The sequence below is a fragment of the Rhizobium oryzicola genome, from assembly GCF_030504645.1.
Lineage (GTDB): Bacteria > Pseudomonadota > Alphaproteobacteria > Rhizobiales > Rhizobiaceae > Neorhizobium > Neorhizobium oryzicola.
This window is the reverse complement of record NZ_JAUKWQ010000011.1, coordinates 41,212-63,320: the sequence shown is the minus strand read 5'-3', so window position 1 is coordinate 63,320 and position 22,109 is coordinate 41,212. Positions and strand designations below refer to the sequence as shown.

At 59.2% G+C, this 22,109-nt stretch carries 21 protein-coding genes; 7 read left to right on the top strand and 14 right to left on the bottom strand.

Annotated elements, in window-relative coordinates:
- Window positions 1–10: 10 nt before the first annotated feature.
- On the bottom strand, window positions 11–1,207 hold the full coding sequence (locus Q2T52_RS22585) for an aminotransferase class V-fold PLP-dependent enzyme (RefSeq protein ID WP_302079148.1): 1,197 nt from the start codon (window positions 1,205–1,207) through the stop codon (window positions 11–13).
- Window positions 1,208–1,303: 96 nt separating this feature from the next.
- On the opposite strand from Q2T52_RS22585, the gene Q2T52_RS22580 reads away from it, so the two are divergent.
- Entirely contained in the window at window positions 1,304–2,137 is an 834-nt protein-coding gene (locus Q2T52_RS22580) for an IclR family transcriptional regulator (protein WP_436799576.1), read from the top strand.
- A gap of 7 nt (window positions 2,138–2,144) precedes the next feature.
- Here Q2T52_RS22580 and Q2T52_RS22575 read toward each other — a convergent pair whose 3' ends face one another.
- From Q2T52_RS22575 to Q2T52_RS22525, 11 genes are all read right to left on the bottom strand, one after another.
- Window positions 2,145–2,657, bottom strand: coding sequence for a RidA family protein (locus Q2T52_RS22575; protein ID WP_302079147.1), 513 nt, complete (start codon window positions 2,655–2,657; stop codon window positions 2,145–2,147).
- A gap of 34 nt (window positions 2,658–2,691) precedes the next feature.
- Window positions 2,692–3,900 carry an amidohydrolase/deacetylase family metallohydrolase gene (locus Q2T52_RS22570; RefSeq protein WP_302079146.1) on the bottom strand — a complete coding sequence of 403 codons (1,209 nt, stop codon included), beginning with the start codon at window positions 3,898–3,900 and terminating at the stop codon, window positions 2,692–2,694.
- 1 nt (window position 3,901) lies between these two features.
- Window positions 3,902–4,765 (bottom strand): ABC transporter permease, encoded by an 864-nt coding sequence (locus Q2T52_RS22565; protein ID WP_302079250.1) that lies wholly within the window; start codon window positions 4,763–4,765, stop codon window positions 3,902–3,904.
- Between the two features lie 14 nt (window positions 4,766–4,779).
- Complete coding sequence (locus Q2T52_RS22560; protein ID WP_302079145.1) at window positions 4,780–5,721, bottom strand: ABC transporter permease; 942 nt, start codon at window positions 5,719–5,721, stop codon at window positions 4,780–4,782.
- 85 nt (window positions 5,722–5,806) lie between these two features.
- Window positions 5,807–7,330, bottom strand: coding sequence for an ABC transporter substrate-binding protein (locus tag Q2T52_RS22555; protein WP_302079144.1), 1,524 nt, complete (start codon window positions 7,328–7,330; stop codon window positions 5,807–5,809).
- A gap of 171 nt (window positions 7,331–7,501) precedes the next feature.
- A complete protein-coding gene (locus Q2T52_RS22550) occupies window positions 7,502–8,812 on the bottom strand; it encodes an extracellular solute-binding protein (RefSeq protein ID WP_302079143.1) in 1,311 nt (436 codons plus the stop codon).
- A gap of 77 nt (window positions 8,813–8,889) precedes the next feature.
- Window positions 8,890–9,741, bottom strand: a complete 852-nt coding sequence (locus tag Q2T52_RS22545; protein ID WP_302079142.1) for a carbohydrate ABC transporter permease — start codon at window positions 9,739–9,741, stop codon at window positions 8,890–8,892.
- A gap of 3 nt (window positions 9,742–9,744) precedes the next feature.
- Window positions 9,745–10,620, bottom strand: a complete 876-nt coding sequence (locus tag Q2T52_RS22540) for a carbohydrate ABC transporter permease (RefSeq protein WP_302079141.1) — start codon at window positions 10,618–10,620, stop codon at window positions 9,745–9,747.
- A 1-nt stretch (window position 10,621) separates the two neighbouring features.
- Window positions 10,622–11,716: an ABC transporter ATP-binding protein gene (locus Q2T52_RS22535; RefSeq protein WP_302079140.1), complete on the bottom strand. Its 1,095-nt coding sequence runs from the start codon at window positions 11,714–11,716 to the stop codon at window positions 10,622–10,624.
- Window positions 11,717–11,743: 27 nt separating this feature from the next.
- A complete protein-coding gene (arfA, locus tag Q2T52_RS22530) occupies window positions 11,744–13,252 on the bottom strand; it encodes an arabinosylfuranosidase ArfA (RefSeq protein WP_302079139.1) in 1,509 nt (502 codons plus the stop codon).
- 112 nt (window positions 13,253–13,364) lie between these two features.
- Window positions 13,365–14,285 (bottom strand): metalloregulator ArsR/SmtB family transcription factor, encoded by a 921-nt coding sequence (locus Q2T52_RS22525; protein ID WP_302079138.1) that lies wholly within the window; start codon window positions 14,283–14,285, stop codon window positions 13,365–13,367.
- 184 nt (window positions 14,286–14,469) lie between these two features.
- Between Q2T52_RS22525 and Q2T52_RS22520 the strand changes: the two genes are divergently transcribed.
- From Q2T52_RS22520 to Q2T52_RS22495, 6 genes are read left to right on the top strand one after another with little or no spacing between them, the layout of a single operon-like run.
- The gene (locus Q2T52_RS22520; RefSeq protein WP_302079137.1) at window positions 14,470–15,354 is read left to right on the top strand and encodes a dihydrodipicolinate synthase family protein; all 885 of its coding nucleotides are present in this window, start codon (window positions 14,470–14,472) and stop codon (window positions 15,352–15,354) included.
- 22 nt (window positions 15,355–15,376) lie between these two features.
- Window positions 15,377–16,036, top strand: a complete 660-nt coding sequence (locus Q2T52_RS22515) for a GntR family transcriptional regulator (RefSeq protein ID WP_302079136.1) — start codon at window positions 15,377–15,379, stop codon at window positions 16,034–16,036.
- A gap of 54 nt (window positions 16,037–16,090) precedes the next feature.
- Window positions 16,091–17,422, top strand: coding sequence for an ABC transporter substrate-binding protein (locus Q2T52_RS22510; RefSeq protein WP_302079135.1), 1,332 nt, complete (start codon window positions 16,091–16,093; stop codon window positions 17,420–17,422).
- Complete coding sequence (locus tag Q2T52_RS22505; RefSeq protein ID WP_302079134.1) at window positions 17,422–18,357, top strand: carbohydrate ABC transporter permease; 936 nt, start codon at window positions 17,422–17,424, stop codon at window positions 18,355–18,357. The genes Q2T52_RS22510 and Q2T52_RS22505 overlap by 1 nt, the downstream gene beginning before the upstream one ends.
- A complete protein-coding gene (locus Q2T52_RS22500; protein ID WP_302079133.1) occupies window positions 18,357–19,193 on the top strand; it encodes a carbohydrate ABC transporter permease in 837 nt (278 codons plus the stop codon). The genes Q2T52_RS22505 and Q2T52_RS22500 overlap by 1 nt, the downstream gene beginning before the upstream one ends.
- 18 nt (window positions 19,194–19,211) lie before the next feature.
- Entirely contained in the window at window positions 19,212–20,141 is a 930-nt protein-coding gene (locus Q2T52_RS22495) for a sugar kinase (protein WP_302079132.1), read from the top strand.
- Between the two features lie 22 nt (window positions 20,142–20,163).
- Here the strand turns inward: Q2T52_RS22495 and Q2T52_RS22490 are convergent, their stop codons facing one another.
- Together Q2T52_RS22490 and Q2T52_RS22485 are read right to left on the bottom strand one after the other, a co-directional pair.
- Window positions 20,164–20,886 carry a response regulator transcription factor gene (locus tag Q2T52_RS22490; protein WP_302079131.1) on the bottom strand — a complete coding sequence of 241 codons (723 nt, stop codon included), beginning with the start codon at window positions 20,884–20,886 and terminating at the stop codon, window positions 20,164–20,166.
- Window positions 20,883–22,106 (bottom strand): GAF domain-containing sensor histidine kinase, encoded by a 1,224-nt coding sequence (locus tag Q2T52_RS22485; RefSeq protein ID WP_302079130.1) that lies wholly within the window; start codon window positions 22,104–22,106, stop codon window positions 20,883–20,885. Before Q2T52_RS22485 ends, Q2T52_RS22490 begins: the two co-directional genes overlap by 4 nt.
- Window positions 22,107–22,109: the final 3 nt, after the last annotated feature.

The following is a 22,109-nucleotide window of genomic DNA, read 5'->3' as shown; positions in this document are numbered from 1 at the left end:
GCCGAGGCGATCAGTCGGGCCAGCGCAGCATTCCATCGAACCGGTGGCGACTGCGATCCTCCAGCGGCGTTGCGATGATCTCGTTGGAAGCGCGTGCCTTATCGAGCTCTTCCGCAAGACGATTTGCCACAATCACCTCTTGCCCCGGATGGAGATTGCAGGGGTCCAGATAGAAGTAGTGGTGTTCAACCTCATGGTCGCGAACGATGACCGGCGGGTTGCCCCGGCCAAGCGCTGCTGCCAGATCCCAGGCAGTGATATGCGCGTCAGGGGGCGAGACGATGACCCGCATACGATCCAGCGGGTTGTTGGTGGGGTCGGGCTCGATGAGGGCTGTGATGCCGGGGCGGCCGTCCAGGGTCCTTTTCCAAAGGTTCAGATAGCCGGTTTCCCGCTCGCGAATGCCCGCATGATCGCGTTTCTCCCAGGCTTCCAGTGCCGCCATCACGCCAACAATGCTTTCCTTGCCGACCTTCATGCCGCGGCCGATGCCCATGTTCTGTAGGAAAGCATTGCGGACGAGTTCCTTCTTTCCGGCAACGATGCCGGATGTCGGGCCGCCCAGAAACTTGTGGCCGGAATAGAGGGCGATATCGGCACCCTGCGCCAGAAAGAGTTTCAGATCGTATTCCGACGCCGCATCCACGATGACAGGCACGCCCTTGGCATGGGCAATCTCGACAAATTCCGTCAGATGCAGCAGGCCATAATTGACCACATGATGTGAGACCACGAAGACGGCGGCAGCGGTCTTTTCGTTGATCGCCTGCTCCATGTGAAAGCGATGCGTCGAGGTTGCCTGCCCGATCATGACCGCTTTGCCGCCCGCCAGCCGGATCGATTGATCGACCGGTGCGCCGTAGCTGACGACATGGCCCATCTGAACGATAACTTCATTCTTTTCCGGCGCCACATCCGGCAGTCTCTCGATGGCAAGGAGATTGGGACCGGTGATCGCGCCGGCAACCGCTAGGCTGATACCGGACGCGCAGGAGGCGGTGACGAAGCCAGCCTCGGCCCCCGTCAGTCGTGCAATCAAGGCACTCGCCTTGCGCTGCAGGTCATTCACCTCGACAAACTGCGGCAGGATCTCCGTCATCGCCTTAATGGCTTCCGGAACGACGATGGATGCGCCGAGGCTTGTCATCGTGCCCGATACATTGACGACGGGGCGAAGGCCGATCCGTTGGCGGATATCATCTGACATTCTGTCTCTCCAGTTTGAAGGCAGGCTGACGATTGCCATCGACAGCTATGCCATAGTAACGTAATAGCCTCTCGAAACGAGACGAGGAGCGTTGAATTGGACGCGAGAACTTCATCCACAACGGCCTCCGGCAAGACCGGCGAAAGCGGTGAATCGACGGAAAGTGGTGGCCGCCGCTCGCGTGTCAGCGGCATCGATCGAGCGCTGCAGGTCATCGATTATCTCTATGAAACGGGCGCGCCAGCTGGTGCCTATGCCATTGCCAAGGCGATCAAGGCGCCGCTTTCTACCGTCTATGTCATCATCGACGATCTGGTGGAAAAGAACATGCTGGCGCGAAATAGCGAGGGCGCAATCTGGCTCGGTGCGCGGCTTTACCATTACGGCCTTGCCTATGCCCGCTCGCTGGATTTCATGAGCGTCGCCACGCATGAAATGCATGATCTGTGCCGCGAGGTGGGCGAGACGGTTCAGGTTTGCGGGCGCGATGGCGACCATATGCTGGTTCTCGCCATGGCCGACGGTCCGAGCCACTTCCAGGTCGCATCCCGTGTCGGCACGCGTATTCCACTCAACTGGGCGGCCTCCGGCCGGTTGCTTGTGGGCCATCTGCCGGAAGCGGAGCGTATCAGCCTGTTCAAGCGCTGTGCGCGCTCGTCTCCGACGGGACGCGCCGAAATCGACCCGAAAACGCTGTCCGATTCCGCCGGTAAAGCCTTTGATGAAAAGCTTTCGATCCAGGTTGCGGAATCCGATTATGCGGTGGCCTGCATTGCTTCGCCGATCTGCGACAGGGATGGTCAGTGCGTCGCGACCATTTCGATCGTGCTTCCGGATCAGAAGGTCGCGTCCGATGAAAGTCGCTACACGGACCATGTGCGTGCATCTGCCGAACGGATCGAAAAAGTGATGGGATGGCGCAGCCACTAACGTCCTCCTAGTCGTTGAGCGCCACAATCGCTTCGATTTCGACCGTGATGTTGCCGGGAAGCGAGCCAAAGCCGACGGCGGAGCGCGCATGCTGGCCCACGGCATTGCCAAAGACTTCGATGAGCAGATCCGAGCATCCGTTGATGACCTGCGGATGGCTTTCGAATTCCGGGATGGCATTGACCATGCCGAGCAGTTTCACCACCCGCTTGATGCGTGAGAGGTTGCCAAGCGCCTCCTGCATCACGGAGAGCAGATTGATGCCTGTTAGCCGGGCATGAACATAGGCTTCCTCGACGGTAACATTCGCGCCGACCTTGCCTGCGTGCATGTACCCATTGGCCTCACGCGGTCCCTGACCCGAGAGGTAGAGGATATTGCCTTCGCGCACATGTGTCACGAAATTGGCGATAGGCGGCGGCGGCGGCGGCAGCACGATGCCAAGGGCCGACAACCTTTCGTAAGGGTTCTGCGCTGGGGACCCGTGGTCGCTTTCAGCATGGATTGGGGACGTAATCACGCCTTCTCCTGTCTTGCAAAATCGGATGAGGCGTTCACCGCCATGAATAGCCATGGCTGTGGCGCACCAACTTGCGGGCGCGTGGCACGTAGCGGCTGGCTGCAACCGCCTCGGTACCAATCACCGCATAGCGAGGCTCGAACAATTGCCGCAGCCGGGACACATCACCATTGGAGTCCGTGGCTTCGAGATCGCCATCCACCAGATCAAACACCGTGAAATCCGCTCTCGCACCAACGGCTAGGCGATCATTCATCGACAACCGAATGACCGATGCCGGATTGTGTGTGACCGCCTCGACAACCTTGTCGAACGGCATCCCGACCGAGAGCAGCTTGGACATGGTTGTCGCGAGATCCCAGACCGGGAAGTTCATCGAATGCCCATGCAGATCGGTGGAAATCGAGAAGGGCAAGAGACCCCGCTGGATGGCTGCTTCCGCCACCTTGAAGGAGAAGGAGGCGCCACCATGGCCGATATCGAGGCGGATGCCCTCGCCGGCGCAGCGTTCGGCCAGATTGAAGAGGTCTTCATCCTCCATGATGCTTGAGCCGGATTTGCCATTGAAGCAGTGGGTGACCACGTCACCGGGCCCCAAAATCTCCAGCACTTCGTCATAGAGGGCGGGCGGTTCGCCCACATGCACCATCATCGGCACCTTGAGGATCTTGGCGATTTTCTTGCCGAGCTTGACCGGGGTCACGCCCCAGGAGCCCGTGATCACATGGCTGGCGCGTACCTTGATGCCTACGATGTGTTCGCTGTTTTCCGCATAGCATTCGAGGATGCGATCAAGATCGATGTCCTTGATGTCGCGTAGTTCCGGCACGCGATTGCAGGCGACCAGACCGATGGAACCGAGATTAAGGAAGGCTTTGATGCGCTCTCGCGATGGCTCGATGATGTACTCACGGAAGCCGTGGAAGTTTGCCTCACCCGCCGAGCCCGCATCGACCAACGTCGTGACGCCGCGTTCCGCGCCGCATTCGGAGGGGCGGATGGAGATATCCGTGCCGCCATGCCAGATATGCACATGCAGGTCTACCCAGCCGGGGGAGATCCAAGCACCCTTGCCATCGATGCGCTCAATATCTGCGGGAGCGGCAATCCGAGGACCGATTTCGGCAATGTTGCCATCTGCACCGATCAGGACGTCTGTGAGGTCCGTTTTCGCCGCGCCGCCGAACGCCATCGGCTTCACATTGGTGAGGAGAAGCGGTTTCCTCGCTTTTTCACCGGTCATATCAGAGGTCCTTTCGAAGTCTGGGATCAAGCATATCGCGCAGTCCGTCGCCCACCATTTGCAGCGACAGGACCGAGAGAATGATGGCGAAGCCGGGGAAATAGGTCATCCAGTCAGCTTGGCCGATATACTGGCGTCCGGCGGCGATCATAGTTCCCCAGGTGGGAATTTCCGGACTGACGCCGAGCCCGAGGAAGGAAAGACCGGCCTCGGCCAGCATGGCGCTGGCAAACAGGAAGGTCGCCTGTACCAGGATCGGCGACATCAGGTTGCGCAACACATGCCGCGTCATGATGTGAAAGGTGGAGATACCAAGCGCCCTTGCCGCCTCCACATAGGGAAGCTCGCGAATGACGAGCGTCGAGGCGCGGACGATGCGGGCAAGGCGCGGTGCGTAGACGACCGACAGAGCGATGATGACGGTTGTCAGCGAGGGACCAAGCGCCGCCACCAGCGCAATCGCCAGCAGGATGTCGGGGAAGGCCATCATAGCGTCGATCAGGCGGGCAATCGGTGTATCGAGCTTCTGGAAGAAGCCGGCCAGCAAGCCTAGCGTGACACCGATCACGGCTGACAGAACCACGACGGATGCGCCGACCAGAAGCGAAAGGCGCCCCGCATAGATTGTGCGGGAAAACACGTCCCTGCCGAATTCATCGGTGCCAAACCAGTATATGTCGCCCGGCGGCTTCAGGCGGTTGACGATGGAAAGCTTTGACGGCGAATAGGGCGCGATCCAAGGCGCGAGAACCGCGAGCAGGACAAAGACAGCAAGGACAAGGAGCCCGACAGCAACAGTCTTACGCTTTAACACGCGGCGCAAAACGTTGCGGGGTGGTGCAGCTTCCGAGACTGCGGTGGTCATTGTGGTATCAGCCATCAGTAACGCACCCTTGGGTCAACAAGAAGGTAAAGCATGTCGATCGCGAAATTGATCAGAACGTAAAGACCGGCGATCACCAGCAGCGCACCCTGGATCACCGGGTAATCGCGGCGCAGAACGGCGGACACAACGAGATTGCCGACGCCTGGCAGGCCAAACACGGTTTCCGTCACGACTGCACCGGAGATGAGAACCGCGGCCGTCAGGCCGAGCACAGTCAGGATGGGAATAAGCGCATTCTTCAACGCGTGCTTCAGGATGACGCGCCGTTCCACCAAGCCCTTGGCGCGAGCGGTACGGATGTAATCATCTCCCAACACATCCAGCATGGAGGCGCGGGTAAAGCGTAGGATGAGCGCGGATGAGACGAGGCCAAGCGCCACGGCCGGCAGGGTCAGGTGATACATGCGCGTCAGGAAGCTCGCGCCGGGACCGCCGTAGCCGGACACTGGAAACATGCCGAAGCGCACGGCGAAGAACTGGATCAGGATCAGCCCCAGCCAGAAACTTGGAATGCTGGCGGCCAGCATGGCAAGCGTCGTGGATGCCTGGTCTACGAAGGAGCCGCGGCGGTAGGCGGCATAGATGCCGATAGGCAGGGCTATCACGCTTGCGATGGCGAGCGAAAACACTGTCAGAAAGAAGGTAGGCTCTGCGCGTTCGATGAGCGCACGGCCAACAGGCATATTGAGGAAGATCGACTGCCCGAGATCGCCCCGCAGCAACTGGCCGATGTAGAAAAGGTACTGCATGAGAATGGACTGATCTAGACCGAGCCGCGCTCGCAGCTGCGCGATGTCCTGCGGCGTCGCATCGGGCCCGAGCATCACCGCAGCAGGGTCGCCTGGCGTGACACGCACGATCACGAAGACGATCGTCACCACCAGAAACATGACCACGATCATGCCCGCGCAGCGCTGGAGAATGTAATGTATCATCGGGAGGCGAACTCCTGCATTCTAGCGGAAACGGAGTGCGAGCAGATGCTGGCCGGCTGAACCGACCAGCATCCATTCCTCGTGCTTACTTCGTGATAGACGCGTTCCAGAAATACGGCCACGGAGCCGGGTCGACGCCTTTGAGCTTAGTAGACACCGCAGCGACCGCGTTGAAGTCGCCGATCTTCATGAACGGCGCGTCGGCATAGATGGCCTTCTGGACATCGGCCCAAAGGGCAATGCGCTTCTTCGGATCAGCTTCCGCGGAGAAAGCATCAACCGTTGTCTTGCGTGCCGGCGTATCCCACCAGCCCGGTGAGCTTGGCGCGAGCGAACCGATCAGCGCCGGCTCCGGCAGGAAAGGGCTATGAGTGATGTAGATGTCCCAAAGTGCCTTGTCGGTGCGGCGCTGCGTCAGCGTTGCCCAATCGACGACCTGCATATCTACCTGGAAGCCAGCGGCCTTCAGGTATTCCGCGGCAACCTGCGCCATCTTGTAATGAAACTCATACTGACGGCTGGTGAGGATACGGATCGGCTTGCCATCATAGCCTGCCGCCTTGGCAGCCTTCGCAGCACCTTCCGGATCGGCGACATTGTAATTCCCCTTCACGCCCGCATCGGTCGACCAGCTGTAGGGAGCCGGATAGATGTTGCCATCAAGGGCATAGAAATCCTTGCTGCCGAAGGCCGCGGCCAGCATGTCCTCCATGTTCAGCGCCTGCCGGATCGCCTTGCGGATTTCCAGGCTCTTGGCCGGACCTTCCGCCGTATTGAAGACAAAGACAGGATAGCCAAACGGCTTCAAGAGCAGCGGCTGCGTCGCCTTCGATGCCTTCAGCTTATCGAAGGATTCCACCGGCAGGGAATCCACGTAGTCATACTGACCGGAAACAGCGGCTTCCACGCGCGTATTGGCGTCTGGCACCGGCACAAAGCGGATCTCGTCGAGATACTGATGGCGCGCACCGCCATAGCCATCACTTTCGCCAGAGCGGGGCTTGTAATCCTTGAAGCGCACGAGCTGGATGTACTGATCTGCCTTGCGCTCCTTGAGCATATAGGGACCGGTACCGACAAACTCGGTCATCGTATCCGCTTGCTTCTTGGCCGGAATAATGATTGCGGCAGAGTTGTTGAAGGCGAGAAGCGAAGTTAGCGGCGCGTAGGGCTGCTTCAGCTTAATTGTTACCGTAGAAGCATCGGCGGCAGCAATCGAATCGATGAAGCCGGAAGCCTGCTTGCCGCGCGAGGCAAGTTTGACCCAGCGATTGAGCGAGGCGACCACGTCTTCCGAGGTCATATCGCTGCCGTCGTGGAACTTGATACCGCTGCGCAACTTGATGGTGTAGACCTTGCCGTCTGCGCTGACCTCCGGAAGACTTTCGGCCAGGAGCGGCGTCACGCCCCACTTTTTGTCGAAGGTATAAAGTGTCTCGAAGATGTGCTGCGTGACGATCCCGACGAGATCGGCGGTCGACGTCATCGGGTCGAGCGTCGGCGGCTCACCGATGGTCGCGACGTTGAGCACCCCACCTTTTTCCTGTGCCATAGCGTAGGTCGGCAGCGCGAGAGCCACTGCCATAAGCAATGCGAGTTTGATCTTCATCCGCTAACTCCCAGTTTTGTTCCGCAATTATGGTATATGTATTTTTATAAAAGAATACCTCGGGGAAACGCCCTGTCAACCATCAAAAGTTGCCGCACCGCACGCAGAAACAAAATGGGCGGGGACCGTCCTATGGTCCCCGCCCGAATATTCCAGCTCTGGAAGAAGTGATCAGAGATCGCCCAGCAACTCGTTGATGCGGCTTTCGGCAGAGGCAAGAGCATCATCCACGGGCTTGTCGCCGTTGACAGCTGCACCGACTTCCTCGCCGATGATGCTCTGGATCGCGAACTGCCGCTGCACTTCAGCCGGCAGAGAGCGGCCGGTCTGGGCAATCTTCGCAATATTGTCGCGCTGCGGCAGAGCCTTGAACTCCGGCTTGTCGAAGACGGCCTTGACGGCGGGCAGATGGCCCGTGCGTGCCCACTGGAAATCATTGTCCGCCAAGAACTTGAAGAGCTTGCCAATCGCCTGAACCTGCTCCGGCGTACGGTTCTTCTTCGGCATCACCCAGCTATGCCCGTCGGCGTAAGTGCTATCCTGCGCCTTGAACAGTTGCGGGATCGGATAGACACTATAGCCGTTGGCGAGAGCGGTGCCTTCCTTCTTCGACTGCGCGACATAGTCGCCGATCAGCCAGGTGCCGTTGACGGCAATCCCGCCATCGCCATTGGCAAAGGCGGAGACGGAGGCCGCATAGTCGAGCCCGACCGTGCTGATCTTTTCGCTGACCGTCCGCTTCATCAGCTCGACGGCTGCCTTTGCTTCCGGCGTCTTCAACTTGATCTGCTTCGGATTGGCGAAGAAGTCAGACTTCTGCTGCTGCAGAAATGTGTAGAGCACGCGCGTATAGGACGCGGTTTCATTGGCCAGGATCTGGATCAGGTAGGGCTTGCCGGTCTTTTCCTTGAACTGCTTGCCTTGGGCAATCAACTCGTCCGCGGATGTGGGCAGGACAGGCGTACCATCCGCGTTGACGAGACCGGCCTTCTTCATGAGGTTCATGTTGACGTGGAACAGCATGGTCCAGTTGTCGAAGGGCAGGCCGTACATCTGGCCTTCCTTCATGACGCCGGCGCGCGCTGCATCCGTGAAGCTCGCAGGCGAAACGCCCTGCGTGCCCAATAGCTTATCGACGGGCTCCAGCAGGCCTCGGCTCTGGTAATCGGAGATAGCAGAATAATGCATGGAGACGACGTCAGGCGCGGCACCAGAGGCAAGCTGGGCGTTGAGCTGATCGTAACCCGGCCACTCCACCGTCGTCACATTGACGGTGATGTCTGGATTGTCGGCCCGGAATTTGTTGATCAACGAGGTGATGATGCCGCACTCACCGACAGCGGATGAAACATCAGTCACCTTACCGTAATCAGCATCGCAAGCGCCGAAGAAGCGTTGCAATTCGATCTTGGTTTGCGCGTGGGCAGAAGCCGCAAAGCCCATGGCCAGTGCAGCGACTGTGGTCATCAAAATGCGTTTCATGATCTCACTCCCTAAAAGTGGCCTTTACGGCCCGGTTGACAGAAATCCGGCCAGCTCCTCTCCGGCCGGATCGGGTTTTACTTCACCGCACCGCCAGAGACGGCGGTGACGATGTGACGCTGGAAAATGAGGTAGACGATGATGGCCGGAAGGCTGGCGAAAACAGCTTGGGCGGCAAGAAAACCAAGCCCTTCACTCTGGGCGAAATTGGTCTGGGACGAGGCGATGCCGATCGTCAGCGTGTACATCTCCTTACGGGTAGCAGAGATCAGCGGCCACCAGTAATCGTTCCACGCGCCCAGGAAGGTGAAAATGCCAAGCGTTGCCTGAGCCGGCAGGGTCAGCGGCAGCATGATCTTCCAGAAGATGCGGAACTGCGAGGCATTATCGAGCAGAGCGGCCTCGTCGATATCCTTCGGGATCGCTCGGAAGAACTGCGTCATCAGGAACACGCCGAAGGCTGAGGAAAAGCCAGGTAGCATCAGGCCGAGATAGGTATTGTGTAGGTTCAACCAGCTGAACATCTGGTGGCGGGCGATGATGACGGCCTGTTCTGGCACGGCCAGTCCGAACAGCACGATGACAAAGACAGTCCGCCGGAACGGGAACTCCAGACGCGCAAAGCCGTAGCCGGCCAAGGATGACAGAACCAGCACGCCAAGCGTATGACCCGTTGCGACAATCACGCTGTTCAGCAGCCAGCCGAACACCTGCGATGAGTGCAGAATGTTGAGATAATTGACCAGCGTATAGGGGAAACGGAAGACCGAGTCCGTCCCCATCATCAGATCCTGGTTGCTCTTGATGGACAAGCCGACGAGCCAGGCCACCGGCGCCATCATGATGAGGGAAAGAACTGCCGCTCCCCAAAGAAGCGGGCGGCTGGCTGTCAGGCTTTCGGGCTTGTAGGTGACCTCCGGCTCTCGCATGGCTCAGGCCTCCGTCTTTCGCGACGAGACGATGTATTGCGCCATGGCCGCGACGAGAATGATGAGGAACAGGATCTGCGAAGCAGCGGCGCCCCGACCGATATCCCAGCGGACGAAACCGACTTCATAGATGTACATGACAAGCGGGCGCGATGTGCCGCTCGGTCCACCATTGGTCATCAACTGCGCCTGCCCGAACAGCTGAAACTGAAGGACGATCTGAATGATCGTAACCAGCACGATGGTGCGGGCAATCGACGGCAACGTGATGCGGGTCAGTACCCGCCAGCCGCTCGCATTATCCAGCGCAGCGGCCTCGTAAAGATCCTGCGGCACCTGCTGGAGGGCTGCGAGAAACAGCATCATCGGCAGACCGATGCACCACCAGACGGTGGCAGCCCCGACGGAAAACAGCGACCAGCCACTGGTGGACAAAAAGCTGATCGGCGTCAGCCCGACCTGTTTGAAAAGCACCGCCAGCAGACCATCACCCGGAATGAAGACGAAGCGCCAGATCAGCGTGACAATGGTGACGGACAAGACCGAGGACGAGAAGAAAAGCCCGCGGAAGAAGGAGGTTGCTCTCGTGGTGCGGTTCAGCGCCAGCGCCAGGAACAGGCCGATGACAACAAGGGCCGGCACGCTGACAGCCACGAAGATGATCGTGTTGCGCAGCGCCTGCAGAAAGACGGGATCTGCAAGAACGCGGGTATAATTGGTGAGGCCGACAAATCGGCCCGGTCCGAATAGATCAGCCTTATGGAGGCTGAGCCACATACCCCAGAAAAGCGGGAAAACCAGCAGGACCAAAAAGAAGCAGAGGTAGGGAAGAATGAAGAGCCCGTGGCTCCATTGGCTGCGCCTGTAGCTCTCGGCCATGTCACTGCCCTCCCCGCACCGCGCGCCCATCAGCGGCAAACAGATGGAAGGTATCCGGCGCAAGCCGAACCTGCAGGACTTCACCGGCGCGAACGGCAGCGCGGCCATCAGCCTCGACAGTGAGTTTGCTGCCATCGCCGAGCACGCCATAGACCAGCGTCCGGTCACCGAGCCGCTCGACAATCTCGGCTTTCAAGGGAATCCCGGTTTCACCTTCAGCGGATATGGAGAGATCCTCCGCCCGGATGCCGAGGCTTGCGCCTTCGACGTCGATCTTGGTTTGCGAAGGAAACGATGTTTCCACGCGTCCAAGTCCGGCAACCGAGAGGGCGAGCCCGCTCTGCCCCTTTTCGATGGCTGTGAGGGGGAGAAAATTCATCGTGGGCGAACCGATGAAGCTTGCCACAAACCGGGTGGCTGGCCGCTGGTAAATTTCCATAGGCGTGCCGATCTGTTCGATCCGCCGGGCATTCATGATGACGATGCGGTCGGCAAGCGTCATTGCCTCCACCTGATCATGGGTCACGAAGATCATGGTGCTGCCAAGCCGAGCATGCAGTTGCGCTAGCTCCAGGCGCGTGCGGCCTCGCAAGGCCGCATCCAGATTGGACAGCGGTTCATCGAACAGAAAGGCGGCCGGCTCCTTGACGATCGCCCGGCCGATTGCCACGCGCTGACGCTGACCGCCGGAAAGTTTCTGCGGCTTGCGATCAATCAGATGGTCAATTTCCAGCGTCTGTGCAGCCGCTTTCACGCGCCTTCCGATCTCATCTTTCGGCACGCCGATATTCTCAAGGCCGAAAGCCATGTTTTGGCGAACCGTCATATGCGGATAAAGCGCGTAGGACTGGAACACCATCGCGACCCCGCGCTTGCCGGGCGGCAGGGTATCAACCCGGCGCCCACCCACGGAAATCGTACCGCTGCTGACATCCTCCAGGCCCGCAATCATCCGCAGAAGTGTGGATTTCCCGCAGCCCGAAGGTCCCAGAAAAACAACGAATTCCCCCGCGGCAATGGATAGCGAGATGTCATCCAGAACCGTCAGCGCGCCATAGCGCTTGCTGACATTTTCAAGTTCGATCGAAGCCGACATGGTTTCTCCTCCCCCAAGTCGAATTCTTCACTTCCCAAGCCGGATCATCCGGTAGCTGAGCGGCGCAATCGGTGCCGAGAGCCGCTCCCTTTCTAACTTGACACCCGAGCCATCCCGCGGCTGGACGCTCTGCCTGTCTGGGCCGTTGACGGCTGCCAGGTCGTGGCCCGCAATTTCCTTGTCCATAATGACCTTGCGATCGCCAAAGCCTTGCAGCGAAAGTGCAAGATCTATCGCTTCCGTCTCGTGGCGATTGACGATGAACAGCGTCAGCGCGCCATCGGCATCGCTTTCGACAGCGGAAATATCGAGATAGTCGACCTTGGCTGCGAAATCCGTCGCATAGCCCGGGCAATCCAGCGCCAGCTGATAGGATGTGCCGCGCCCGTAACGGGACGCAAAGAGATAAGGATAATAGGTCGTCTGCTTCCAGGCAGGCCCACCCGGCACCGTCATGATCGGTGCGATGACATTGACCAGCTGCGCCAGGCAGCCGACCTTCACCACATCCGCCCGGCGAATGAAGGTGTTGATGATGCAGCCGACCTGCAGCACGTCCTCGAAATTGTAGATGTCTTCCAGTAGCGCCGGCGCATGTGGCCAGCCGCCGCCGCCTTCCAGGATCTTCTTGTCCGCTTCCTTGGAATGGTACCAGACATTCCATTCATCAAAGCTGATATAGACATCCTTGGCTGAGCGCTTCTTCGCTTTTGTCATACGGATGACCGCTGCGATCGTCGCAATGTAATCATCCAGCCGCGCGGTCTGCGCCAGATAGGTCGCGGTGTCATCCTGCTGCTTGTCAAAATACATATGCAGGCTGATGTAATCGACAGAGTCATAGGTGTAGTCGAGAACCGTTGCCTCCCAGGCCGGATAGGTCGGCATCCTCGGCGTCGAGGAACCGCACACCACCAGTTCGATCGACTTGTCAAAGGCGCGCATGGCCTTGGCCGTTTCGAAGGCAAGCCGGCCATATTCATCGGCCGTCTTCTGGCCGATCTGCCATGGGCCGTCCATCTCGTTACCCAGGCACCACATCTTGACGCCCCAAGGCTCTTCGCGGCCATGGCTGCGGCGCAGATCCGACCAGTAGCTGCCGCCCGGATGGTTCACGTATTCGAGAAACGCACGCGCCTGATCGAGGCCACGCGAGCCAAGATTGACTGCCAGCATCATCTCGGTGCCAGCGGCTTTCGCCCAATCGGCGAATTCATGAATGCCGACATGATTGGATTCGGAACTGTGCCAGGCGAGATCGAGCCGAACCGGGCGCTGATCCTTCGGGCCGACGCCATCTTCCCAATTGTAGGCTGAAACAAAATTGCCACCGGGATAGCGTACGATCGGCACGTCAAGTTCGCGCACCAGATCGATGACATCCTGGCGCATGCCATTTTCATCTGCAGTCGGATGATCTGGCTCGTAAATGCCAGTGTAGACCGCACGCCCGAGGTGCTCGATGAACGACCCGTAAAGCCGCGGATCAATCTTGCTGATTTGAAAATCGCGGTGAAGTGTTCCGGTCGCCTGCATCGATATCTCCTCCTTTTATATCCGATATTTTGATAAATATCGTAATTTAGGATATGATACACGCGTGAGTTCAGGCGTCAATCCGTCACGAATGCGAAGAGATACCGAGCAATCAGGTCTTGATCCGCAGCACGATGTCCTGGTCGTAATTGCCGAAACCGCGCCCGAAAATGTTGATCCCGCCTGGATGCTGCGCCGTATCGAGCACTTCGATTCGCACACGGATGGAGCGATGCTCCAGCAATTCAAGATCGCTCACACAGGTGTCGGACACGCGCACTCCGTCGATGAATGTGCCATTCTCCGTCACCCGAAAGCTCTTCAGCATGCCGTACTGACTTCCGCGCAACTTCCACCAGTCCGGCGTGAACTTGCCCCGTTGATCGCCAAAGTCGCCGGGGGATGTCCAGGTCGCGATTGACTTGTCATTGACGGAAATGGTGATGTCCGAGGGCCAATTGGCGGATGTGCCCGGCACCTCGGAGGACAGCTCCATCAGCAATTCCAACTCACGGATGGGCGCGCCCTTGATTCTGGCATTGTTGGGAAACTGATAGTCCACATGGCCGCGGGTGAACCACAAAAGCCCTGCTTTCATACGGTCCGGCGAGAGAAATGTATCCGGATTGTCGAGATAGCCGATGATGGCATCATGGCCACACATGCCACAGGGCGCCGCAACCTCGAAGCCGCTGTAGAGCCCGACCGGCATCGCGACCTCAATGGCTTGATCTTTGGCCTCGGCTGGACGGGAAAATGTCAGAACGATCTCGTCATGCACCGCATGACAAATTTTCTGACTGCCTTTGCGCGCCTTCTGAACCTCGGTACGGATCAGGCCTGCCTCTTCCATCTGGTTCAAATGAGTGGATGTCGTCGACTGCGGTAGTTCCAGAACCTCTGCAATCTCATTGACGTTCAACGCTCCCCGCACGTGAAGCAGTTCGAGGATCGCCAACCTTGCCGGCGCGGCGAGGCACTTGAGAACATCAGCGCCGTCTTCCGGCGTTATCATCAAAAAGCGGTTGCTCAATCTGGCCTCTCCGTAGAAGCTCGATAAATATCAATTATTCAGATATCCATCAAGCGCCGCCATAGATAACGGAATTTGGCAGCGCCATTCGCGAAAAGCTAATACACAACTCAACATTCTACCTATTTACATCTAACATGTCAGTGTGCCACCATACCTTCAATCGGTGTGGAGGAGCACGAAATTGACCACCAAGTTTGGCCTGTCAGCGGCGCTGACAACACCCTATGACGAACGCGGAGACATCATCTTCTCGCTTCTGACGCAGCATGCGGCGCAGTGCCTGCAGAGCGGCTGTGACAGCGTGACCCTGTTTGGCACCACAGGTGAGGGAAGCTCCATCGGCCAGGTCGAAAGGGCACAGACGCTCGCGGCCTTCAAGTCCGCTGGCATCCCGGCAGAGCGTCTCGTGGTCGCCGTACTTGTCGATTCCAGTGCGGATGCCGCCGAACAGGCTTTGCAGGCGCTGGAGGCGGGCGCCCGCAACATCCTGCTGGCACCGCCCTCCTACTTCAAGAATGTCTCCGACGAGGGTCTCTTCGACTGGTTCTCGGACGTGTTCAACCGTCTGGGACAGAAGGCACATGACATCATCGTCTACAACATTCCCTCTGTCACAATGGTCAAGCTGTCCGTCGAACTGGTGGGGCGCCTTAGGCAGGCCTTCCCCGGCGTCGTCACGGGCGTAAAGGACTCGGGCGGCGACTGGGCCCATACGGAGCGCCTGTTGAGGGAACATGGCGATCTTGCAATTCTGATTGGAGATGAACGTCACTTGGCGCAGGGAACACGTCTTGGCGGCCAGGGTGCGATTTCCGGCATGGCAAACCTGATGCCGCAGGAAATCCGTGCAATGGCTGTCGACGGGAGAGACGATGCACGTGTCACGGAACTGGTCGAATTCATTTTGAAATTTCCGGTGACCCCATCCGTCAAGGTGCTTGTTGCCCGCGTCACCGGTAACGCGGTATGGCTGAATGTCAGAGCGCCGCTTGTAACCATTCCGGCGCAGGACCGGGAGCGGATCGGGCAGGCATACGAAAAGGCTTTTTCGACAAGGGCTGCCTGAGCGAGGCTGGATGGGAGACAAGATGGACGAGACGGGCGAACAGGTCACCTTGCGGGAAAAGGCGTATGAAAGCTTCACGCGCCACCTGCTTGCGCGTGACGTGAAGCCCGGCCAATTCATCTCTCAGCGGCAATTGGTGGAACTGACCGGCCTGACGCTGGGCGCGATCCGAGAGCTCATCCCCCGGCTGGAAACCGAAGGCCTGATCAAGACCGTGCCGCAAAGGGGACTGCAGATCGCCCATATCGATCTCAGCCTCATCCGCGAAGCTTTCCAGTTTCGCATGATACTGGAGAAGGAAGCGGTTGCCTTCTTTACGCGCACGGCAAGCGACGCTGAGGTTCAACGTCTTCTGCACCAACATCGGCAAATCCTCGAACAGATTGAGGCTGGCGGACCTTCGCCGGAACTGGAGCAGCACGCGCAGGCAACCGACTGGGGCATGCACAATGCTTTCATCGACAAGGTCGGCAACTCGATCCTGTCGAATGCCTATCGCGTCAATGCCATCAAGATGCGCCTGATCAATCAGGAGAGGATCCGCATCGATGGCCGGGTCGCGCCGGTCATGAGGGAACATCTTTCGGTGCTCGAAGCGATCGAGAGCCGATCGATTGAAGACGCGGTCCAGCGTCTCGTCGCACATATCAGCAATGCGAGGGACCGCGCACTGGCAATCTAATCATGCAACCGATCACGCGGAGGAGGCGTGATCGAAACTTGGGAGGAGGAGATCATGACGACTTCAATTCTGAAGCCCACACGCCGTTCGTTTCTGGCAGCGAGTGCGGCGATCGGCGGCGCAGCCCTGATCGGCGGCAGACCGGCCGCAGCGGCCGTGGACTGGAAACGCTTCAGCGGCACGACGCTGAACGTAAACCTGGTCAAAAGCCCACGCAGCGATACGCTCACGAAGTATCTTCCGGAATTCGAAAGCCTGACGGGCATCAAGGTCAACGCAGAAGCGACCCCGGAGCAGCAGCAGCGCCAGAAGACGGTGATCGAACTCAGCACCGGCAAGCCGAGCTTCGACGTGGTTCATCTCAGCTACCATGTGCAGAAGCGGCAATTCGAAAAGGGGGGCTGGCTGGCCGATATCAGCGGCTTCCTGAAGGATCCGAATCTGACCGATCCGTCTCTGACGGAGGGCGACTTCGCGGAAGCCGGACTGCTGTTCGCCAAGGATGCCAAGGGTACATTGCGCTCCCTGCCCTTCTCGGTCGATTACTGGATCGTCTACTGGAACAAGGAGCTGTTCGAGAAGAAGGGGCTTTCCTATCCGACAAGCCTGGACGAACTCGTTGCGGCCGCGGAAAAAATCACCGACCCCTCGGCCAACACCTATGGTTTCGTGGCGCGCGGCCTGAAGAATGCCAACACACCGGTCTGGACATCGTTCATGCTGGGCTATGGCGCCTCCACCATCGGGCCGGACGGCAAGATCAACACGCTGTCCAAGGAAGCGATCGAGGCTGCCAAGCTCTATCAGCGGCTCTTGACGAAATCCGCACCTCCCGGCGTTTCCGGCTTCAACTGGGCAGAAGCGCAATCGGCCTTCCTGCAGGGGAAGATCGGCATGTGGTTCGATGGTGTCGGCTTTGCGCCGCCGATCGAGGATCCGCAGAAATCGCGCGTGGTCGGCAAGACGGGCTATAGCGTCATGCCAAAGGGTCCGGGCGGCCAGGCGGCGGGCACATTCGGCGATGGTCTCGGCGTCGTGGAAGCATCCACCAAGAAGGAAGCCGCCTACCTGTTCTGCCAATGGGCGATTTCGCATGACATGGGCGCACGCCTGCTGCAGGCCGGTGCCGGTGTGCCCTTCCGTCAGTCCATCCTGACAGATGCTAAGGTGCGTGAAGGCGTCAAGATGCCCGGCGCATGGCTGGATGCAGTGGCAGGCTCCGGCAAGGTTTCGAAGCTCGCCCTGCCGGTCATCATCCCGGTCACCGAGTTCCGCGATATCTACGGCGTGGCTCTCACCAACATGATCGGTGGCGCAGACGCAGAAACGGAACTGAAAAACGCAACAGCCCAGTTCGAACCGGTTCTGGCGCGAAGCGAGGGATAATGGCCTCCGTGAGCATCGATAATCCGATGACCGAAGCCCAGGACAAGGGGAGCAAGCCATCCGTGCTTGCTCCCAACTACTGGCCCTTCGTCATGCCGGCCCTGCTGGTCGTATCAGCCGTCATTGTCTTTCCATGGCTTTTCACCCTCTGGATGAGCGTCAACAGCTGGACTCTCGGCCAGCCGCGAACCTTCATCGGTCTGGCAAACTATGTCCGCCTGATGCAGGACATGCGGTTCTGGGAATCGCTGTGGCATACAACGACCTACACAGCACTGTCGGTCGTGCTACCGCTCTTCTTCGGAACGCTTGCCGCTCTGGTTTTCGATGCAAAATTTCCGCTGCGCGGCTTCCTGCGCGGGATCTTCGTCATGCCGATGATGGCGACCCCGGTCGCAATCGCCTTGGTCTGGACGATGATGTTCCATCCGCAGCTTGGCGTGCTGAACTATCTCCTCTCTTTCGTTGGCATCGGCGCGCAGGAGTGGATCTACAATCGCGTGACCGTGATCCCATCCCTGGTCGTGGTCGAAACCTGGCAATGGACGCCGCTTGTCATGCTGATCGTGTTGGGTGGCCTCGCGGCCATTCCGCGCGAACCCTATGAGAGTGCGGAGATCGACGGCGCCAACGCCTGGCAGAAGTTTCGTTACCTGACAGTGCCGATGATCGCGCCCTTCCTGATGATTGCCGTCATCATCCGCTCCATCGATGCGATCAAGAGCTTCGACATCATCTATGCGATGACGCAGGGCGGGCCGGGCACCGCATCCGAGACGATCAACATCTACCTCTACAACACAGCCTTCGCCTATTACGACATCGGCTATGGTTCGGCGATGGCGGTGGTCTTCTTCATGATCATCATCGCGCTGTCCTTCGTCCTGTTGCTGGTTCGGGCGCGTGCCAACTGGTCCGACATGGAGAGCCGCTGATGAAGATGCCTGCTATCAGTTACCGTGTCCTCGACAAGATCGGGCTCTTCTTCGTTGCCCTGGTGATGATCTCGCCTGTCGTCCTGTTCTTTCTCTGGATGATCTCGCTGTCGCTGAAATACGAGATCGACAACGGCGCCTATCCGCCGATCTTCATTCCGGAAAATTTTGCCTGGTCGAATTATGCCAAGGTATTCCAGGAGAATAATTTCCTTCTTTATTTCTGGAATTCGATCCTCGTCACCGGCTCGGCGACCCTGCTGGCGCTACTGATCGGCGTTCCCGCCGGCTATGGCATCGCAAGGTTGAAGGCGGAAAAATCCGCCATCGTCATCATGATCGCCCGCATGACCCCCGGCCTTTCCTTCCTCATTCCGCTGTTTCTGCTGTTCCAGTGGGTCAATCTGATCGGCACGCTCTGGCCGCAGATCATCATTCACCTGGTGGTGACGGTGCCGATCGTGGTGTGGATCATGATCGGCTATTTCGAGACGACGCCGAAGGAGCTGGAGGAAGCCGCCAGCATCGATGGCGCCACCGCCTGGCAGGTCTTCCGCCTCGTGGCATTGCCGATCGCCAAGCCCGGCATCGTTGTGTCCTTCATTCTGGCGCTGATCTTCTCTTGGAACAATTTCGTCTTTGGCATCGTGCTGGCCAATCGCGAGACGCGGACCCTGCCTGTCGCCGTCTACAACATGCTCTCCTTCGAACAGGTCAGCTGGGGACCATTGGCGGCTGCCGCCCTGATCGTGACGCTGCCGGTTCTATTGCTGACCATGTTTGCCCAGAAACAGATCGTTGCCGGGCTGACCGCCGGTGCGGTGAAGGGTGGCTGAGGGCAATCGTTGATCGCAATGAGCAAGCATGTTCTGTGTGTTGGTGCCGCCGTACTCGACACCATCTTCCAGGTAAAGGAACTACCCAGCGGCGAAGGCAAGATACTGCCCTCCCGCATGGTACAGATCGCCGAGGGCATGGCATCCAGCGCGGCCTTCGCGATTGCGCGCCTGGGCGGCAGGGCCACACTTTGGGGCGCTGTCGGATCGGATGAGACGGGCAACCGTATCCGTCATGATCTGGCACGGGACGGCGTCGATGTGTCGGAGATGACGGTCGTGGCGGAAGCACCCTCGGCGCTTTCGACCATTCTCGTGGATGAAAAAGGCGACCGGCTGATAGTCCCCTTCTATGATCACCGCCTGCATGCAAGCCCGCCGCCTGTCGACGATGCGAGGGTGAGCCAGTTCGATGCCGTACTGGTGGATGTGCGGTGGGCGTCACTTGCGCGCGAGGTGCTCAAAAGCGCCAGGCGGGCCGGTATTCCCGCCATTCTCGACGGCGATGTGGCCCCGGTCGATATCCTTGACGGCCTCGCACGGGAGGCGGATCACATCATCTTCTCCGAACCCGCCGCCCGCTCCCAGTCTCCAAGTTCAAGCCCGGAAAATCTTATCCGCGAGCTAGCCGCCCGTTTTCCTCAGGCCTTTGTCTGCATCACGTTTGGCGCGGACGGCGCCTGGTGGCAGGACAGGCAGACACGGCAGATCATGCATCAGCCAGCACTGCCCATCATTGCCGTCGACACACTTGCAGCGGGCGACGCCTTCCACGGCGCATTTGCTTTGGCCGTCGCAGAAGGTCTCGGCGTGGAAGAAGCCATACGGCTTGGTTCCGTAACGGCCGCCTTGAAGTGCAAGGTGTTCGGCGGGCGGCTCGGCATGCCTTTGCGATCAGAAGCAGAAGAAGCGCTTGCGCACTTGCAGCCGTTACGTACCTGCCAATGAAGGCCGGAAACGCCTCGCACCGTCAGTGGCTGGCCAGCCATTCGGACAACTCAGCCTCGGCGCGTTCCAATGCAGAATAGTTCAGGAGCTTCCGCAGCAACGCGATGGAAACGGCGCGGGCCCGCAGATTGAAACGATTGTCTTCCTCGGCGGCACCGGCTGGATAATAGACCTCCAGCTTCTCGTAGAGCCGCTGCAACCGGTTCTGCACGCTGCGGAGCGAAAGGTTTCTCCGGGTCGCAATCGCTCGATCCGTTAGCCCGAGCGCGATATCGACAAGGATTTCATATTCGCTGTCCGTCAGACCGTTCGAGTTACCGAGGCTCCTTTGTTGAAGGCCGCGGACCTCGCGGTCAATCACGCACTGGCTTTCGATGAAGATGCTGCGCAGCGCGAGCTTCAGCCGGTCATCGGAGGCGGATTTCAGCACATAGCCATAGGCCGCGCCGGGTGGAACGATGCGTGAGACACCGCGCACATAGGCCTCATCGGCATAGTTGGACCAGAAGAGAATGCGCGTATCCGGCCTTTCCTTCCAGATCGTGCGCGCTGCTTCAATGCCATTGCGGGCATTCATCTGCAGATCCATCACTACGTGGGCGAACTTGTTCTCGCGCGCCAGCCTCTCTCCGACGAGACCGTTTTCCGCTTCGATGACATGCAGGCATTCCGGCAGGGCCGCACGAACGGCCTCGCTGAGATAGGAACGGTGAAGTGGATCGTCCTCGATGACCAAGACCTTCATGCCTGCAACTCCCTGCGCACCAGCGGCAAATGGACGGACACCGTGGTTCCCCTGCCGGATGGCCCACGTCCCACTTCGAACCGAGCCGAGATCAACCGCGCACGTGTTCGCATATTGTCGATACCAGCACCGGCTCTCTTGGCTGACGGGGCGATACCCACGCCATCATCCTGTACTTCGATGACCAGGCTTCGTGCCGTCTTGCGCAGGAGCACTTTCAGATGATCCGCCTGACCATGGCGGATGGCATTGTTGATGGCCTCTTGCGTGATCCGGAAAAGTGCGATCGCCACCGGCTGCTCAAGCAGATCGAAGGCGCCACCGGCCTCATCGACAAGCTCCCATTCGAGACTGGCCCCGCTGTCGCGCAGCGATCGATCAAGATGCGTTTCAACGGCCTGCGCAAAACCGAACAATTGCAGCACCGTGGGCTGCGCTGTCTCGATGATCTGCCGCAGATCCTGCATGCAGTGCTGAAGCCCACGCAGCAGCGGCTCCAGCTCTTCCTCCGCCAGATCCGAGGTGCGAGACAGCCGCTCCATGCGGCGAGCAAGCCGCGTCAGGTCGGCCAGCGTCTGGTCGTGAAGGTCCATGCCGATACGCTGGCGCTCGGTTTCCAATGCCTCCGTCAGCCGCAGCGCACCAAGGCGAAGCCCCTCCTCCCGCGCTCGCGCTTCCGCCTCGATGATGGCGGATCGCTTGCTCTGCTCGGCGGCACGGATGGCGAAGAAGTAAGGTGCCAGCAGGTCCGCAATCGCTCTGGCACGCTCGACATCTTCAGGACCGTAAAAGCCGACGGTGCGGCTGGAGCAGGAAAAGGCGCCAATGACATCCCCCTGCACCTTCAGCGGCACATGCAGCCTGCCGCGCAGCCCCATCTCTATGATCGGGTGCGAGAAGGAACCTTCGAAGTGAAAGCGCGGATCGTTGCAGGCATCGTCCGTCAGCATCATATCCACCTCGCCGAACAGCAGACTGCGAATAGGACTGCCATCCAGCGGCAATGGCGGCTGCAGGCTCCAGTCCGTTTCCATGCCGCTTTCATGGGCCGTATGAAAATGACCGTCCAGCATCTTGATGCACACATCCATATGGTCGTGCGGAATGATGTGCGCGATTTCCTGCGCCACAACTTGGATCGCCGATCGGAAGTCGAGCTGGCCGGCCAGCAATCTGGAGATCGCCAGATACTGTTCGAGAAGCGCGCCGGAATGGAGCACCTG

Excerpts from the sequence above, each read along its gene's own strand:
- Q2T52_RS22510 (WP_302079135.1), top strand. The coding sequence starts at position 16,091 with ATGACGACTTCAATTCTGAAGCCCACACGCCGTTCGTTTCTGGCAGCG.
- arfA (WP_302079139.1), bottom strand. The coding sequence starts at position 13,252 with ATGCAGGCGACCGGAACACTTCACCGCGATTTTCAAATCAGCAAGATT.
- Q2T52_RS22555 (WP_302079144.1), bottom strand. The coding sequence starts at position 7,330 with ATGAAGATCAAACTCGCATTGCTTATGGCAGTGGCTCTCGCGCTGCCG.
- Q2T52_RS22540 (WP_302079141.1), bottom strand. The coding sequence starts at position 10,620 with ATGGCCGAGAGCTACAGGCGCAGCCAATGGAGCCACGGGCTCTTCATT.
- Q2T52_RS22495 (WP_302079132.1), top strand. The coding sequence starts at position 19,212 with ATGAGCAAGCATGTTCTGTGTGTTGGTGCCGCCGTACTCGACACCATC.
- Q2T52_RS22585 (WP_302079148.1), bottom strand. The coding sequence starts at position 1,207 with ATGTCAGATGATATCCGCCAACGGATCGGCCTTCGCCCCGTCGTCAAT.
- Q2T52_RS22505 (WP_302079134.1), top strand. The coding sequence starts at position 17,422 with ATGGCCTCCGTGAGCATCGATAATCCGATGACCGAAGCCCAGGACAAG.
- Q2T52_RS22535 (WP_302079140.1), bottom strand. The coding sequence starts at position 11,716 with ATGTCGGCTTCGATCGAACTTGAAAATGTCAGCAAGCGCTATGGCGCG.
- Q2T52_RS22545 (WP_302079142.1), bottom strand. The coding sequence starts at position 9,741 with ATGCGAGAGCCGGAGGTCACCTACAAGCCCGAAAGCCTGACAGCCAGC.
- Q2T52_RS22560 (WP_302079145.1), bottom strand. The coding sequence starts at position 5,721 with ATGATACATTACATTCTCCAGCGCTGCGCGGGCATGATCGTGGTCATG.
- Q2T52_RS22515 (WP_302079136.1), top strand. The coding sequence starts at position 15,377 with ATGGACGAGACGGGCGAACAGGTCACCTTGCGGGAAAAGGCGTATGAA.
- Q2T52_RS22490 (WP_302079131.1), bottom strand. The coding sequence starts at position 20,886 with ATGAAGGTCTTGGTCATCGAGGACGATCCACTTCACCGTTCCTATCTC.
- Q2T52_RS22565 (WP_302079250.1), bottom strand. The coding sequence starts at position 4,765 with ATGACCACCGCAGTCTCGGAAGCTGCACCACCCCGCAACGTTTTGCGC.
- Q2T52_RS22570 (WP_302079146.1), bottom strand. The coding sequence starts at position 3,900 with ATGACCGGTGAAAAAGCGAGGAAACCGCTTCTCCTCACCAATGTGAAG.
- Q2T52_RS22550 (WP_302079143.1), bottom strand. The coding sequence starts at position 8,812 with ATGAAACGCATTTTGATGACCACAGTCGCTGCACTGGCCATGGGCTTT.
- Q2T52_RS22500 (WP_302079133.1), top strand. The coding sequence starts at position 18,357 with ATGAAGATGCCTGCTATCAGTTACCGTGTCCTCGACAAGATCGGGCTC.